The organism is Nesterenkonia sp. PF2B19, assembly GCF_001758425.2.
Taxonomy (GTDB): Bacteria; Actinomycetota; Actinomycetes; order Actinomycetales; family Micrococcaceae; genus Nesterenkonia; species Nesterenkonia aethiopica.
In genome coordinates, this window is the sequence record NZ_MDSS02000025.1 from 35,052 (window position 1) to 50,541 (window position 15,490).

15 protein-coding genes are annotated in these 15,490 nt (G+C 70.7%); 6 read left to right on the plus strand and 9 right to left on the minus strand.

Features of this window, described 5'->3' with window-relative positions; translation table 11 throughout:
* The first annotated feature begins 4 nt into the window (after nucleotides 1–4).
* The 4 genes from BCY76_RS09170 (at nucleotide 5) to BCY76_RS09185 (ending at nucleotide 4,139) form a co-directional block, all read left to right on the plus strand.
* On the plus strand, nucleotides 5–1,363 hold the full coding sequence (locus BCY76_RS09170; RefSeq protein ID WP_070161390.1) for a sensor histidine kinase: 1,359 nt from the start codon (nucleotides 5–7) through the stop codon (nucleotides 1,361–1,363).
* Nucleotides 1,351–2,043, plus strand: a complete 693-nt coding sequence (locus BCY76_RS09175; protein WP_070161392.1) for a response regulator — start codon at nucleotides 1,351–1,353, stop codon at nucleotides 2,041–2,043. Before BCY76_RS09170 ends, BCY76_RS09175 begins: the two co-directional genes overlap by 13 nt.
* Before the next feature lie 29 nt (nucleotides 2,044–2,072).
* Entirely contained in the window at nucleotides 2,073–2,498 is a 426-nt protein-coding gene (locus BCY76_RS09180) for a DUF3151 domain-containing protein (RefSeq protein ID WP_070161401.1), read from the plus strand.
* Nucleotides 2,499–2,771: 273 nt separating this feature from the next.
* Nucleotides 2,772–4,139 carry a lipase family protein gene (locus BCY76_RS09185; RefSeq protein ID WP_170922643.1) on the plus strand — a complete coding sequence of 456 codons (1,368 nt, stop codon included), beginning with the start codon at nucleotides 2,772–2,774 and terminating at the stop codon, nucleotides 4,137–4,139.
* Nucleotides 4,140–4,310: 171 nt separating this feature from the next.
* Here BCY76_RS09185 and BCY76_RS19235 read toward each other — a convergent pair whose 3' ends face one another.
* From BCY76_RS19235 to BCY76_RS09215, 9 genes are all read right to left on the minus strand, one after another.
* Nucleotides 4,311–5,183: a (Fe-S)-binding protein gene (locus BCY76_RS19235; RefSeq protein ID WP_237090063.1), complete on the minus strand. Its 873-nt coding sequence runs from the start codon at nucleotides 5,181–5,183 to the stop codon at nucleotides 4,311–4,313.
* On the minus strand, nucleotides 5,138–6,268 hold the full coding sequence (locus BCY76_RS19240; protein ID WP_237090064.1) for an FAD-linked oxidase C-terminal domain-containing protein: 1,131 nt from the start codon (nucleotides 6,266–6,268) through the stop codon (nucleotides 5,138–5,140). Before BCY76_RS19240 ends, BCY76_RS19235 begins: the two co-directional genes overlap by 46 nt.
* A complete protein-coding gene (locus BCY76_RS19245) occupies nucleotides 6,166–7,248 on the minus strand; it encodes an FAD-binding oxidoreductase (protein ID WP_237090065.1) in 1,083 nt (360 codons plus the stop codon). The genes BCY76_RS19240 and BCY76_RS19245 overlap by 103 nt, the downstream gene beginning before the upstream one ends.
* On the minus strand, nucleotides 7,239–7,622 hold the full coding sequence (locus BCY76_RS19250) for a hypothetical protein (RefSeq protein ID WP_139827708.1): 384 nt from the start codon (nucleotides 7,620–7,622) through the stop codon (nucleotides 7,239–7,241). Before BCY76_RS19250 ends, BCY76_RS19245 begins: the two co-directional genes overlap by 10 nt.
* Nucleotides 7,623–8,295: 673 nt before the next feature.
* The gene (locus BCY76_RS09200; RefSeq protein ID WP_237090066.1) at nucleotides 8,296–9,237 is read right to left on the minus strand and encodes an N-acetylmuramic acid 6-phosphate etherase; all 942 of its coding nucleotides are present in this window, start codon (nucleotides 9,235–9,237) and stop codon (nucleotides 8,296–8,298) included.
* The gene (locus tag BCY76_RS19255) at nucleotides 9,234–10,202 is read right to left on the minus strand and encodes a sodium:solute symporter family transporter (protein ID WP_237090067.1); all 969 of its coding nucleotides are present in this window, start codon (nucleotides 10,200–10,202) and stop codon (nucleotides 9,234–9,236) included. The genes BCY76_RS09200 and BCY76_RS19255 overlap by 4 nt, the downstream gene beginning before the upstream one ends.
* Entirely contained in the window at nucleotides 10,126–10,755 is a 630-nt protein-coding gene (locus tag BCY76_RS19260; protein WP_237090068.1) for a sodium:solute symporter family transporter, read from the minus strand. The genes BCY76_RS19255 and BCY76_RS19260 overlap by 77 nt, the downstream gene beginning before the upstream one ends.
* A gap of 18 nt (nucleotides 10,756–10,773) precedes the next feature.
* The gene (locus tag BCY76_RS09210; protein ID WP_070158759.1) at nucleotides 10,774–12,006 is read right to left on the minus strand and encodes an anhydro-N-acetylmuramic acid kinase; all 1,233 of its coding nucleotides are present in this window, start codon (nucleotides 12,004–12,006) and stop codon (nucleotides 10,774–10,776) included.
* Nucleotides 12,007–12,019: 13 nt separating this feature from the next.
* Nucleotides 12,020–12,763, minus strand: coding sequence for a GntR family transcriptional regulator (locus tag BCY76_RS09215; protein ID WP_070158760.1), 744 nt, complete (start codon nucleotides 12,761–12,763; stop codon nucleotides 12,020–12,022).
* Nucleotides 12,764–12,922: 159 nt separating this feature from the next.
* Between BCY76_RS09215 and BCY76_RS09220 the strand changes: the two genes are divergently transcribed.
* Together BCY76_RS09220 and BCY76_RS09225 are read left to right on the plus strand one after the other, a co-directional pair.
* Complete coding sequence (locus tag BCY76_RS09220; protein ID WP_085437562.1) at nucleotides 12,923–13,576, plus strand: thymidine kinase; 654 nt, start codon at nucleotides 12,923–12,925, stop codon at nucleotides 13,574–13,576.
* A 187-nt stretch (nucleotides 13,577–13,763) separates the two neighbouring features.
* Nucleotides 13,764–15,050: an adenylosuccinate synthase gene (locus BCY76_RS09225; protein ID WP_070158761.1), complete on the plus strand. Its 1,287-nt coding sequence runs from the start codon at nucleotides 13,764–13,766 to the stop codon at nucleotides 15,048–15,050.
* Nucleotides 15,051–15,490: the final 440 nt, after the last annotated feature.

Below are 15,490 nucleotides of genomic sequence, written 5' to 3' on the forward strand. Positions count from 1 at the left end.
GGGGATGCTGAGGCCGGATGAGCATCCACGGGCAGGGCGTGGTGTGGTGATCCTGCGCAGCCTGCGCGTAGGTCTGCACACCAGCGTGGCGGTGCTCCTCGTCATCGGGCTCATCCGACTGCTGGACGGTCCTCACTCCGCCGAAATCCGCGCCACCGGAGCCGCGCTGACGCTGGTGTTCGCGGCGGTCTACGTGGCCGGCACGCTCGTGGAACGGCGCGTCTCGGAGGCGAAGACATCCGCGTCGTCGAGCACCGGACCTCTGCGGACGGACTCAGCGCTCGGACAGGGCGGCACGCTGGTGTGGCTGTTCGTGGTCACCGGCCTATGGGGTGGGCTGCTGACCGTCAGCGCAGACTTCGCCTGGGTCGCCTTCCCGCTGTTCTTCCTGCACCTGCACCTGCTGCGCATCCCATGGGCCGTCGTCGCCGTCGCGGGACTCACGGGTGCCGTCGTCCTCGCGCTCTGGAACCAGCCCGGAGGAGACCATCCCGCCACGGTGATCGGACCGATCATCGGAGCCGTCTGTGCCGGGCTGATGGCACAGGCCTACAGAATCATGGATCAGGAGAACCGCGCGCTTCGGGAGACGATGGAGGACCTGCAGCGCGCTCGCCAGGAACTGGTCGCCGCCCAGCGGGAGGCGGGCGCGCTCGTCGAGCGGGAGCGGCTGGCCCGTGAGATCCATGACACGCTCGCCCAGGGGCTGGCGAGCATCGTCCTGATGAGTCGTGCCGCAGGTTCCAATCTCGACTCAGGCTCCGTTGAGCAGGCCCGGGACCAGCTGAGCACGGTGGTGCGCACCGCAGGGGAGAACCTGGATGAGGCTCGACGCTTCGTCGCCGTGCTGCAGTCCGGTGAGCTGCAGGATCCGGGCCTTCTCGACGAGCTGCGCCGTGCCTGCCGGCAGATCGAAGCGCAGGCGGCCGCACAGGGACAGGGCCTGCGGTGCCGACTACGCGTCAGCGGAGGTCTCCGACCCGTCGCGGGCAGCCAGGCGATGCTGGTGCTGCGGGCGGTGCAGGCGACCCTGGCCAATGTGTTGCGGCATGCCCAGGCTGACACGGCCGCCGTCACGCTGACGTTCCTGCAGGAGGCCTTGCTCGTCGACGTCGTCGACGACGGCGTCGGCTTCGATCAGCACGCGACGGTCGGGGTGCCCCCTGCCTCCGGCGCCGAGCGCCCCATGGGCACCGGCGTCGGCCTCGGGGCGCTGCGCGACCGTGTCGCGGCCCAGGGCGGCCAGCTGCACGTAGAGTCTTCCCCCGGCTCGGGAACGGCGGTGTCCATACGCATTCCCCTGGGGCAGGAGCCCCCGCAGCCTCAGGAGCTGCCAGGGGAGGTGGAGCGATGGACGGAGTGAGGCAGAGTCCCGGAGTCGAGGGCGGTGCTCAGCCCGGTGACGGGCTGAGCGCAGTGTTGGTCGATGATCACCCGGTGGTCCGAGCGGGTCTGCGCGCGATGCTCAGTGAGGATCCGAAGATCCGAGTGGTGGCTGAGGCGGCGGACGGGAAAGCGGCCCTCGACGTCGTCGCGCGGCTCGTCACGGAAGGGCTCCGTCCTGACCTTGTGCTGATGGATCTGCAGATGGGGGAGGGTATGGACGGGGTTGCGGCGACTCGTCAGCTGCGGCAGCAGTGCCCCGGACTTCCGGTGCTGATCCTGACCACCTACGACACGGAGGCCGACATTCTGGCCGCGGTGGAGGCTGGGGCGAGCGGATATATGCTCAAGGACGCCGCTCCGGAGGAGATCCATCGAGCGGTCCACGATGCGGCCGCGGGGCGGACGGCACTGGCTCCCGCCGTCGCCGCCCGGCTGATGGGCAGAATGCGGGATGACAGCACCTCGCTGAGCACCCGTGAGGTGGAGCTGCTGGAGCTGCTGGCCACAGGGCTGTCCAACCAGCAGATCGCTCGCCAACTGTTCATCTCCGTGGCGACGGTGAAGACGCACCTGGTGCACATCTACCAGAAGCTTGGAGCGGACAATCGGACTGCGGCGGTTCGGGTGGCGTCAGAGCGGGGGATCATCCGCGCGTGAGGGCTGGGGAGCCGCGTAGGATGGCGGCCATGAGCATCGTCGGACGCAACCTGATGGAGCCGGAGCCCACGCTGCTGCCGGCCGAGCCCGAGGTCACGGAGTCACTCGCCGCCGGTGAGGAGCCCGTGGACCTGGCCGCCAAGCACCCTGAGTCGTCTTTGGTCTGGGCGCTGCTGGCAGAGGACGCGCTGTCCCAGGGGTACACCGTGGAGGGCTACGCCTACGCCCGGGTCGGCTATCACCGGGGCCTGGATGCGCTGCGCCGCTCCGGCTGGCGCGGCTCCGGCCCGGTGCCGTGGTCCCATGAGCCGAACCGGGGCTTCCTGCGGTCGCTGGCCGCGCTGGGGCAGGCCGCCACGGCCATCGGCGAGACGGAGGAGATCCGTCGGATCCAGACATTCCTGCGGGACTGCGACCCCTCCGCGCCGGAGCAGATCGCCCAGCTGCCGCGCTGAGGGCCTCAGTCGGCAGGGGTCTTCCCAGGATTCACCCCTCCCAGTAGTGTGTGATGCGGATCACTCATTACTCGCGGGTCACACCCGCGAGTAATGAGTGGTCCGGTTCTGATCCCGCACTGATGGAGAGGCTCGATGACGAACTCTGTGACGCCCTGCCCCCGCCGCCGGACACCCGGCGGACCGCCCGCTGTCTCCCCGCCCCGGGGAGGGAGGCGCCTGGCCCGTGGGGCAGGTGCCGCGCTGTCGGCCGCCGCGCTTCTGCTGGCAGTGATGCCTGCGGCCTCCGCCGAGCCGGAGCAGCTCGCGGTCGAGGAGGACCTCGCGGAGCTGGAGCAGCTGTGGCAGCAGAGGCAGGAGGCCGACGACGCCGGCCCCGCCGACCTGACCGCTGAGCAGGTCCCCGACGACGTCACCGTCGAGGAGGCCGAAGCCGCCGTCGAGTCCTCTGCGGAGCTGACGGAGGAAGATGTGCACTACGCCGCCGCCCTGGAGGATCTGGCGCAGGGAACTGACGAGGACTTCTACGCCGTGCCCGCGGAACTCCCGGACCAGGACGGCACGCTGATCCGCCAGCAGGCCGCCACGTTCTACCTGGACCCCATCGGGCTGATCGAGCACGACGCCGAGGTCACCCGCATCATGTACCGCACCACGGATTCGAACGGGCAGGCCCGAGCCGCCGTCGCCACGGTCCTGGAGCCGCGCCGCGGCGGCGACGATCCGCAGCGACCGCTGATCGTCCACGCGCCCGGCACCCAAGGCTTGGGCGATCAGTGCGCCCCGAGCCGGCAGCTGGCCGCCGGCACCGAGTACGAGGGCCTGGGCGTGGCCGCGGCTCTGGAGGCGGGCTACGCCGTCGTGATGCCGGACTACATCGGGCTGGGGACCGAGGGCATGCACACCTATATGAACCGCGTGGACCAGGCCCATGCGGTGCTCGACGCCGCTCGCGCGGCCCAGGAGGCCGAGGGTGTGGCGCTCGGTCCGGACAGCCCCGTGCACATCCGTGGCTATTCGCAGGGCGGGGGCGCGGCGGCCGCGGCCCTGGAGTCGGCGCATGAGCACGCGCCGGAGCTGAACCTGATCTCCGGGGCGGCCGGGGCGGTGCCGGCAGACCTGTTTGAGGTCGGGGACATGATCGACAGCAGCCTGTACAACGCGTTCCTCCTGTTTGCGCTCGGCGGGCTGGTGGAGTCCGAGGGGCTGGACCCCGCCGAGTTCCTCAATGACGAAGGGCTGGCCCGGCTGGAGCAGGCCTCCGGCCAGTGCACGGTCTCCGCGCTGATCAGTCACATGTTCGTGGACACGGCCACGCTGACCGTGGACGGCCGCGCCTTCACCGAGCTCATCCAGGATGAGCCCTTCGCCTCGGCGCTGGCGGCGCAGCGTATCGGGGACGGTCGCGCCCCGGACGTGCCTGTGCAGATCAACCATTCGCTGCTCGATGACGTCATCCCCTACTCCACCGGCCGTGGCCTGGCGCAGCGGTGGTGCGGCGAGGGGGCGAGGGTGACGTTCGCATCGAACGTGGCGCCCACCCATGTGGGCGGGCACGTGGCCAGCATGCCGGGTGTGGCGCTGTTCACGGCGGCGACGCTGAACGGAGTCACTCCGGTGAGCAGCTGCTGGCGGCTCTGAGGCTTCCGTCAGCGCGGGCGAGGAGGGCTCCGACCTCCCGGCGGTGCGGTCGGAGCCCTCCCCGGCTGGGGGATGACCCTGTCGGGGGAGATCAGAGTCCCTGCCAGCCGGGCTTGGTCGCGAAGGTCTGGCGGCAGTAGTCGGTGAGCTCCCGACGCGACGCCGGTTCGCTCACACCGCCAGGACATCGGCGGCCACCTCGAGAAGGTGCCGGTAGACGCGGCCCGTCGCCCGGGTCATCGCGATCTCGCAGGCCCGGTTGCAGGACGCGTGGTCGACGGCGTCGAGCTGCCGCACCTCCCGCGCCTCGGCGGCAGTCGCCGACGCCGTGAGCTCCGGATGGAGCATCCCGCGGTCACCGGCGAAGCCGCAGCACCCCCAGTCGGCCGGAACATGCACCTCGACGGCGACGGCCTCGGCCAGCGTCTGCAGGTCGGCAGAGACCCCGGCCTTCTGCGACGAACAGGTCGGATGGAGGGTCAGCGACTCGACCCTGCGCCTCGGATCCACGGTCAGCCGCGGCAGCACGTGCTCCACCACGAAGCTCACCGCGTCCACCACGGACACGGCCCGGGGGTCCTGCCGTGCCCTGGCGTCGGTCATGATCGTCTGGACACCTTCGGTGCAGGAGGTCGCATCCACGATCACGGGCGGATGTCCGACGGTGCCGGCCTCAGGCCTCTGCAGGGCGGCCACGGCTGTGAGCACCCGTTCTGCCATCACGTCCTGTCCGGCGGTGAAGCCCTTGGAGGACCACGGGGTGCCGCAGCACAGCGTGTCGATCTCCTCGGGCACGAGCAGCCGCAGGCCGGCCGCGGCGCACAGCCGGGACACGGCCTGCTGCACGCCGGAGCCTCGGGTGCCTGCGGATCCGGCGGGGGCGAACATCGCGCCTTGGCAGCTGGGCAGGAAGATCGCCGCCGCCTGGCCGACGGCGGCGTCACCCTCCCCGGTGCCCCGTGCCCCGCCGTCGGCCTCTCCGTCGTCAGCCGGGGGCGTCAGCAGCTGCGCCGTCGGCCCCCGGAGGGCAGGTCCGTGGACCACAGGGGGACGGTGTCAGGACCGATGAGGGCGCGCGCGGCACGGTTGGGGGCGGTGATCAGTCCGGGAGGCACATGAGCCGCGGCGTCGAGGGTGCGGCCCGCTGCCGCCGTGGCGGTGTCCCAGTGCCGGGCGGCGGCCCTCCACAGGCCCGCGCTGAGCCGCCCGCGACGTTCACCGCGCAGGCGCTTCACCAGCGCGCCCGTGTCGATCCCCACCGGGCAGGCGGAGGCGCAGAGGCCGTCGACGGCGCAGGTGTCGATGCTCTCGTACTGCTGCTGCTCGTCCAGCGCGGCGACGAGTGCGAGATCCCCGTCGGCCTCCGCCCGGGCGCGCGCCCGCCGCACCACGATCCGCTGCCGCGGGGTCAGGGTGAGGTCCCGGCTGGGACAGACCGGCTCGCAGTATCCGCACTCCACACAGCGGTCGACCTCGTCGTCCACCCGGTCCACGGGTTTGAGATCCTGCAGGTGGGCTCGGGTGTCCGCGGTCAGCACCACGCCGGGATTCAGCACCCCGGCGGGGTCGAAGGCGCGCTTGACGCCGTGCAGCACCTCCACCAGGGCGGCCGAGTACTGACGGTCGATGAACGGCGCCATCGCGCGCCCGGTCCCGTGCTCGGCCTTGAGGTTGCCGCCGTGCCGCAGGATGAGCCGCACCAGGTCCTCGGTGAAGGCCTCCAGACGGGCCAGGTCCGCGGGGTCCTCCGTGTCCTCGGTGATCATGAAATGGAGATTGCCGTCCTTGGCGTGTCCGAAGATCACCGGGTCTGTGTAACCGTGCTCGGCCAGGAGCCCTGCCAGCTCCCGGCAGGCGGCTGCCAGGCGCTCCACCGGCACGACCACGTCCTCCAGCAGCGCGGTGGTGCCCGGAGGGCGGGCCTCGGCGACGGCTGCGTACAGGCCCTTGCGGACGCTCCACAGCGCGGCGCGCGCGGCCGGGTCTCGGCTCAGCTCAGCAGGCCGCACGGTGGGCAGGGCGCTGATCACGGGCGCAGCGGTGCCGAGGACGCCGTCCAGTTCGGCGGGATCGTCTCCCCGATACTCCACGAGGATCGCGGCATGGTCCCGGACCTCGAACCCGTCCACGGCGGACGCGCCTGGGGGAGGCGCCGGGCCACCCGCAGGGACTCGGCGTCCATGAGCTCCAGCGCCTTCGCCCCGGTGCCCACCAGATCGGGCAGGGACCGGGCGGCGGCGTCCACGGAGTCGAAGATCAGCAGGCCGGTCGCCGCAGCCGGCTGGACCGGCACGGCGCGGAACACGGCGTCGGCCACGAAGCCGAGCGTGCCCTCCGAGCCGATGAGCAGCCGGTTCAGCAGCTGGAGCAGACCCTCGGCCTCGCAGAACGCGTCGAGCGAGTATCCCATGGTGTTCTTCAGGGAGAAGCGCTCGCGGATCTCCGCGACGGCGTCGGGGTCGTGACGGATCCGATCCTGCAGCCGTTCGAGGTCGGCCACCAACCGGGGCTCGTGGCGGCGCAGGTGGAGCAGACTGTCCTCGGCGGCGGTGTCGACCACCGTTCCGGAGGGCAGCACCGCCACCAGTGACTCCAGAGTCCGTGTGGAGTTGTGCTCGATCCCGGCGGCCATCCCCGAGGAGTTGTTCGCGATGACGCCGCCGATCGTGCAGGCAGCCTCGCTGGCGGGATCCGGGCCCAGAGCACGCCCGTGGCGGGCCAGACGCGTGTTGACCGCCCGCAGTGTGGCACCGGCCTGGGCGCGCACGCGCTCGCCGTCGTCGAGGACCTCTATGCGGCGGAACCCCCGGCGGGTGTCCACCAGGATGCCGGCCCCGGAGGCCTGGCCGGAGAGGCTGGTGCCCCCGGAGCGGAAGGTCACCGGCACGTGGTGCGCGGCGGCGACGGCCATCACGGCGGCGACCTCCTCGATGCTCTCCGCGATCACCACCACCAGGGGCACCAGCAGATAGTGCGAGGCGTCATGGGCCCGGGAATGTCGATCGATCGCCCGGTCCAGGACCCTGTCCCTGCCGACGGCGCCGGTGAGGTCGGCCAGCAGACGACGGCGGGCGGAGGGGCTGAGCTCCGGGGTTCCCCTCAGATCCATACGGCACCGTCCTGGGGTGAGAGGCGGTCGCCTGCGGCGAGCCGGGCCAGTGTGAGCGCACCGTCCAGGGGGTCGCCTGCCGCCTGACGGACCGTGACGGTGCGGGAGTGCTCGGTGATCCTGGCGGCGAAGCCGTCCGTCAGCGCGCCGCCGGCGCGCGCGAGCCCTCCGGTGAGCACCACGTCAGCGGGGACGGAGGGGGAGGGGGTGACATCGGAGGAGGGGGCGCCGTCGTCGTGGAGGTCGCCGTCGGTGACGAGTGCGGCCAGGGCGCTCTGCGCGGCCTCCCTCCCAGCCTGCCGCAGAAGCTGGTCCGAAGCCGGGTCGCCGCCGTCGGCCAGCGCGATGACGTCGCGGGCGAACTCACCGAGCACGCCCGCGAGATCCTCGCGGGTGTAGAGCTGCCCGGGCCAGGTGGCCGGCTCCCCGAAGCGCCTCCGTGCGCGGCGAGCAGCGCCTTCCAGACGCCGCTGCGGAGGGTCGTGCGCGTCTGAGGCGTCGACGCGTCGTGGGTGCGCATCGCCCGCTCCAGGCCGTGCCTGCCCACCCAGGCTCCGCCGCCGCGATCTCCGAGCAGGTGGCCCCATCCGTCCACACGGCGCCACTGCGGGGGATGCAGCCCCGTCGCATCCGGGCCGGGGTGCCCGACGGCTATCGCCCCGGTGCCCAGCACGACGACGGCGCCGCCCGCTCCGCCCAGGGCTCCCAGATGTGCCCGTGGACGGCGTCCACGGCCACAGCCGCGGGGCACGCGGTCTCTCCGGTGAGTTGGGCCGCCAGGCGGGCGGGGTCCCTCACCAGCGAGGCCACACCGGTGGGCGCCGACGCCGTCGCCGTGCAGGGCGCGCATGCGCTCGGGCCAGGTGCGTGCGGCGGTGTCGAGCAGCTCCCGCGCCAGCTGGGGGACGGAGCTTCCCGAGGCACTGACCCGCACCCGGGGGCCTGTCAGGACCTCTCGCGGTCCGGGTTCGAGTCCGGCCCAGGCGATCCGGCTTCCGGATCCGCCGATGTCCAGGCCGAGGACGCCGGCCTCTGGTGGGAGGGCGGTCACGAGCCGCGCTCCTCGGGCTGCAGACCGGCGGCGATCGCGTCCCGCACCGATCCGGAATGGGCGTCGAGCAGGGCCGAGGCCCGCGTGACCGGGACGTCCGCCAGCGAGCTGACGATGGCGGACTTGAGGTCTCCGCCGGCGTGCTCCAGGAGCTCCCGTGCGGGAGCCTCCTCGAGGCCCACGGCCTCGCACAGGATGCGCACGGTGCGGTCCCGCAGCTTCGCGTTGGTGGCCACCACGGAGACCATGAGGTTCTGCCACGTGCGGCCCAGAGCGATCATCAGTGCCGTGGAGAACCCGTTGAGCACGAGCTTCTGGGCGGTGCCGGCCTTCAGCCGGGTGGAGCCGGTCACCACTTCGGGTCCGGTGTCGAGAGCCAGGTGGACGTCGGCTGAGCCTGCCAGCGGCGCGTGCGGATTGTTGGAGACCAGCACGGTGTGGGCCCCTGCCGCGCGGGCGGTCTGAAGGGCCCCGCCCACATAGGGGGTGGAGCCGCTGGCCGCCAGACCGATCGCGACGTCGTCGGGGCCCAGCTGCGAGGCGTCCCGCCGGCCCTTCTCCGCGGAGTCCTCGGCGTTCTCCACGGCCTCCACCAGGGCCTCCCGTCCGCCGGCGATGTGCCCCACGACCCGGTGCGGCTCCAGATTGAAGGTCGGCTTGAGCTCGCTGGCGTCGAGCACTCCGAGCCGTCCGGAGGTGCCGGCCCCGTAGTAGTGGACGGTGCCGCCGCGGCGCATCCGTGCGGCGGCGGCGTCGACCACCTCGGCCAGCTGTGGCAGCACCGCCGTGACGGCCTGGACGGCCGCCTCGTTCTCGGCGGTCAGCAGCTGCAGCACCCCCAGGGTGTCCAGCTCGTCGAGGTGGCGGCTGCGCGGACTGCGCCGCTCCGTGGGCGGGAGGGGACGGTCCGGCATGGCGTCGGCGTCGTCAGCGGTCATCGTCCGGGGGTCCTCTCCTGATCGTTGTGCTGCTGGCCGGGGGCCGCCGGCAGCTTCGGCCGGGCGGGGTGCCGCAGGGACAGCGTGCCCCCGACGGCGAAGGTCACCAGGACACCCAGCAGCGGGTACCACTGCCAGGCCACCCACACCTCGCCGGTGACGTACTTCTCCATCACGAAGAAGAACGCATTGACCCCGACGGCGGCGAGGAAGGCGATGTTGGCGTCCGCAGCGCGCGCCCGCCGGTTGAGGATCCCGAAGACGAAGGCGCCGAGCAGCCCGCCGTAGGTGATGCCGGCGACTCCGAGTGCGAGGACCACGATGTTCCCCTCGTCGGACTGGAACACAGCGGCCGGGGCGATGAAGGCCAGCCCCCAGCCGATGGTCGCCCAGCGCCCGACCTTCAGGCCCTCCTGGTCCGTCACCGGGGCCTTGCGGAAGCGGGCGTAGACGTCGGTGACCGTGGAGGAGGAGAGTGCGGACAGCGACGAGGACAGGGTGGACATGGCGGCGGCGATGATGCCGGCCAGGAGGAGGCCGGAGATGCCGGGGGGAAGACCTTCGATGATGAACAGCGGGAAGATCTCGTCGTCGCGGGTCAGGCCGAGCGACTCCGGCGAGGCGTGCTCGTAGTAGCCCCACAGCGCCAGCCCGACCAGCAGGAAGATCGCGAACTGCACGAACACCACGACGCCGGAGACGATGATGGCCTTCTGCGCCTCCGCCTTGGTGCGGCAGGCCAGCAGCCGCTGGACCACCAGCTGGTCGGAGCCGTGGGAGGCCATGGCGAAGACCATGCCGCCCAGCAGGGAGGCGACGAAGGAGGCGTTGTTGGAGAGCGGATTGCCCTCCAGCACGATCATGGTGAGCTTCCCCGCCTCGGCGGCGTCACCGAGCCAGCCGCCTCCGGTGGCGGCGGTGATGATGATGATCGCGAGGACTCCGCCGGAGACGTAGAGGAACATCTGGCGACGTCGACCCACACCACGGCTTGATGCCGCCGATGAAGGTGTAGAGGATCGTGACCACCGCCAGGACGACGATGATCGTGAAGTAGTTGGTGTTGAGCCCCAGGCCCTGCAGGATCATGTTCACCGGGATGGCGGCGGCCAGCACCCGGATCCCGTCGGCGAGCAGCCGGGTGAACAGGAAGGTGATCCCCGCGGTGGTCTGTGTGGACTGGCCGAATCTCTTGCCCAGGTAGGCGTAGGCGGTGACCATCTCGCCGTCGTAGTACCTCGGCAGCATGAAGAAGGCCACGATGATGCGGCCCAGGATGTACCCGAGGCCGAGCTGCAGGTAGTTGATGTCGCCCAGGTAGCTCATCACCGGGATGCCGATGACGGTCAGGGCGCTGGTCTCGGTGGCCACCACGGAGAGGCACACGGCCCACCAGGGCAGATTGCGCCCGCCCACGAAGTAGTCCTTCAGTCCTGACTGGCGTCCGCTGAGTTTCAGGCCCAGCCAGGCGGTGGCGGCCAGATAGGCCACGATCACCAGGAGGTCGATGGTCTGCATGTCAGCTCTCTTTCAGTGTCATCCGACCACGCGGAGGCGCGTCGGCATCAGGGGCGAGGGGGCAGGAAGGTGGAGCGGCCGGCGGCCCGGAGTGAGACGGCCCGCGATGCTGCGGTGGGCCGCTCCCGTGACACTCGGCAGGGTGGCGGGGAGGCCGTGCCAGCTGAGCCAGCCGAGCAATGCCATCAGGCAGGCCTCTTTGGCGCCCTCCGGGAGACCGAAGACCTCGTCCGTGGTGCGGAGCTCGACGCCGGCGTCCGGCCCGGTGTGCGGCCCCGAGTGCAGCTCAGTGTGCAGCTCGGCTCGGAGCTGCGTCATCAGCGTGGGATTCCGCGTCCCGCCTCCGGAGGCGACGACGTCGCGGACCCCGTGGGCCCGGCAGGCCTGGGCGACGGTGCGGGCGGTCAGCGTCGTCAGTGTGGCGATGACGTCGACGTCGTCCGGGGCGGTGCCGGCGGCCCGGCGGCGGTTGAGATGCCGGTCCAGGTAGTCGGCGTGGAAGTGCTCCTTGCCCGTGGACTTCGGTGCGGGCAGGGTGTAGTAGGGATCGGAGAGCAGGTCCGCCAGCAGCACAGGGTCCACGGTCCCCTGGGCGGCGAGGGCGCCGTCGCGGTCGAAGCCGCGGGGGTCGCCGGTGATACGGCGGGCCATCAGGTCGATCAGGGCGTTGGCGGGCCCGGTGTCGAAGGCGATCGTCTCCGCGGTGGGGGAGACCACCGTGATGTTGGCGATGCCGCCGAGGTTCAGCATCGCCGTGGGGGTGCGCCCTCCGGCCAGCAGGAGATGGTCGAGGATGCTCGCCAGCGGTGCGCCCTGCCCGCCTGCGGCGACGTCACGAGCCCGGACGTCGGACAGCACGGGCAGGCCGGTGGCCGCGGCGATCCACGCGGGCTGGCCCAGCTGCAGGGTGGACGTGACGACCCCGTCGACGACGTCGTGCCGGACGGTCTGGCCGTGGGAGACGACGAGGTCGCAGCTGGTCTGGGCGTCCCGGCAGAGGGTGCTGACCGCCTCGGCGCTGGTCTGGCCCAGGCGGGCGTCCACGCTGCTGACCAGTTGGAGGGGGACGTCTGCGGGCTCGAGCAGCCGCAGGATGTCCAGGGCCAGCTGCTGCTCGAAGGGCACTTCACGGGAGGCGAGCAGGCGCATCGTGAGCGAGAGGCCGCCGGTCTGCTCGTCGGCGGTGGGCTCCTCCTCTGCTCGGAACTCCACCAGGGCGACGTCGAGCGCGTCGGCAGAGGTACCCGCCATGAGCCGGCGATGATCATGGCTGCCTCCCGCCGCCGGCGTCCTCTGCGGTGTCCGGTGCGGCGGGCACGGTCAGCTCGGTGCGGATCTTGTACCGGTCGCCCCGGTAGACCGATCGGACGAACTCGATCGGGGTGCCGTCCGCGCTGCGCGAGGTCCGTTCGAACAGCAGGGCCGGCGTGTGGACGGGCACGTCGAGATGTCGCGCCTCCTCGTCGTCGAGCACGGTGGGTTCGATGGTCTGTACGCTGTGGGCCACGTGGATGCCGTGCTGCTCCCGCAGGAGCTCGTAGAACGAGCGGTTCTCCAGGTGCTCGGCACGCAGGTGCGGAAGCAGCGTGCGGGGCACGGTGAGATCCTCCAGGGCGATCGGCTCGTCGTCCGCCAGGCGCAGCCGCGAAATGGTCACGATCTCCTCGCCCTCGTCCAGCTGCAGCTGCCGCCGGATCCGGGGTCCCGCGGGGGAGACCTCGAGGGACAGCGTGTGGGCGCCGGGGGTGAGCCCGCGGGCGCGCATGTCCTCGGTGAAGGAACTGGCGACGAGGGCCTGGTCGAGCTTCGGCCCCAGGGCGAAGACGCCGGACCCGTGGCGTCGGCGCACCGCTCCGCGGGCGACGAGCTCGTCGATGGCTCGCCGCAGCGTCATCCGGGAGACGCCGAGTTCCTGGGCGAGGTCCCGCTCCGGGGGGAACTGGTCGCCGGCGGCCATGCCGTCCAGGCGGTCCAGGAGCTGGTCGCGAACTGCATGGTATTTGGTCACGGGTCCATTGAGACACAGGCCACCCTCAGAATCAAGACCACTGGACTAACTTTTGTCCTTGAGGACTCTGCCGCGAGGCAGGGCGACGGAGGGTACGGTCTCTGCGGGAGCGGCCCTCGTAGAATGAGCGGGCCCGCAGCCGCATCAGAGAGGACGAAGGTGGCCAAGCTCTATTTCCGGTACGGAGCGATGAACTCCGGGAAGTCCACCGGCCTTCTCCAGGCGGCCTACAACTATGAGGAGCGCGGGCAGCGGGTGCTGCTCGCCAAGCCGGAGCTGGACACCAAAGGTGCCGACGAGATCGTCTCCCGGCTCGGAGTGACCCGGTCGGTGGACTTCCTGGTCCCTCCTCGGGCCGCCCTGCGGGAGCTGTTCCGCCAGCATGCGGAGGCCAACGCTCCCGGCACCCTGCTGGACGGCGTCGACGACGCGGAGTCCCGTGCGCTCCGCCGGGGTGTGAAGCCGGTGGCGTGCCTGCTGGTGGATGAGGCCCAGTTCTTCACCGAGCAACAGGTGGACGATCTGCTGCGGATCGCAGTGCTGGACGGTGTCCCGGTGCTGGCCTACGGGATCCGCACCGACTTCCGCACCCGATCCTTCCCCGGCTCGGCCCGGCTGATGGACATTGCGCACTCCCTCGAAGAGCTGAAGACCATCTGCCGCTGCGGCGCCAAGGCGGTCTTCAACACCCGCCGGGCGGGGGACAGGATCATCTTCGACGGTGACCAGGTGGCCATCGACGGGGAGGATGTCTGGTACGAGTCGCTGTGCGCGGGCTGCTACTTGGAGGCCTCCGGAGGGCGGCTGGGCTGAACCAGGCGTCGGCGTCGCGGGCCAGGGCAGAGGCAGCGGTCCAGGACTGAGGGCTGCGGAGCGTCGCGACGGCGTCATCAGGCTGTCATACCCGCGTTGGTAGACTTTCCGACGGTGTCGTCGGCGCAAGGAGACGGCACTGACGTCGAGACGTCCCGACGCAGAGCCGGGACCCTGAAGGAGCGACATGCCAGCCATCGTGATCGTCGGTGCCCAGTGGGGAGACGAGGGGAAGGGCAAGGCGACGGACCTGCTCGGCTCGCGCGTCGACTATGTGGTCAAGCCCAATGGTGGGAACAATGCGGGCCACACGGTGGTCGTCGGCGGGGAGAAGTTCGAGCTGAAGCTCCTGCCGGCCGGCATCCTCTCCCCGAACGCGGTGCCGGTGATCGGCAACGGCGTGGTGGTGAACCTGGAGGCGCTCTTCGAGGAGATCGAAGGGCTGGAGGCCCGCGGCGCGGACACCTCCCGCCTGCGGATCTCCGCCAATGCGCACCTGGTGGCTCCGTATCACCAGACCATGGACAAGGTGACCGAGAGGTTCCTGGGCAAGCGGGCCATCGGCACCACAGGCCGCGGCATCGGACCCACCTACATGGACAAGGTGGGCCGCCTTGGGATCCGGGTGCAGGACATCTTCGACGAGTCCATCCTCCGCCAGAAGATCGACGGCGCTCTGCGGCAGAAGAACGAACTGCTGGTCAAGCTGTACAACCGGCGTTCCATCACGGTCGATGAGATCGCCGAATACTTCCTGTCCTTCGCGGACCGCCTGCGTCCGATGGTCGTGGACACCACGCTGCTGCTCAACGACGCGCTCGACGAGGGCAAGGTCGTGCTCATGGAGGGCGGCCAGGCGACCTACCTCGACGTCGACCACGGCACCTACCCGTTCGTGACGTCGTCGAACCCCACGGCCGGCGGCGCCTCGGTGGGGACCGGCATCGGTCCCACGCGCATCAACCGGTCCATCGGCATCGTGAAGGCCTACACCACCCGGGTGGGCGCGGGTCCGTTCCCCACGGAGCTGTTCGACGAGTGGGGCGAGTTCCTGCAGAAGACCGGAGGGGAGTTCGGCGTGAACACCGGTCGCCCGCGTCGTTGCGGGTGGTTCGACGCCGTCATGGCCCGGCATGCCTCCCGCATCAACGGCTTCACCGACTACTTCCTCACCAAGCTGGACGTCCTGACCGGCATCGAGCGGATCCCGGTGTGCGTGGCCTATGACGTCGACGGCGTGCGGTATGACGAGATGCCGATGACGCAGACGGAGTTCCACCACGCCAAGCCGATCTTCGAGCACTTCGACGGGTGGACGGAGGACATCTCCGGAGCTCGGACCTTGGATGATCTCCCGGTCAACGCCCGCGACTACGTGCTGGCCCTGGAGAAGATGAGCGGCACGCGGATCTCCGGTGTGGGCGTGGGCCCGGGCCGGGATGAGGTCATCGCCGTGCGTGACCTGATCGACTGATCCGCGTCGAGGCGGGGCTCCCTCTACGAGGCAGCGCCGCCCGGCCGGTAGGGCTTGCTTTCTTCGGCGTCACAGGGTTGGCGTGCCCGCCTGCGCGGCTCTGCTCCGACCGGCCGAGTGATTCGCCCGTGAATCCTTGGATTTCCTGCTCGTCAGCTGACGAAACCCTTGACACTCCACCCCGCCTCGTCTTGGCTAGGGGGATGGCGAGGTGTGATGCATCGCACCTGCGCCGGTCCACGGTTTTCGTCAATGAATAGGACACTCCAATGGACGCGGAATCTACGCACGACACAAGCGGGGGGAATCCCCGGTCTGTACGAAGGGGGAGACCTCGGTCTCCATGGAGAGGCGTTCTGAAACGTGCTCTCGCGGTCGGTGCGGCATCGACGATCTCGGTCGGTGCTTATGCGCTGCCGGCGGCTGCGGCTGTCGATAAT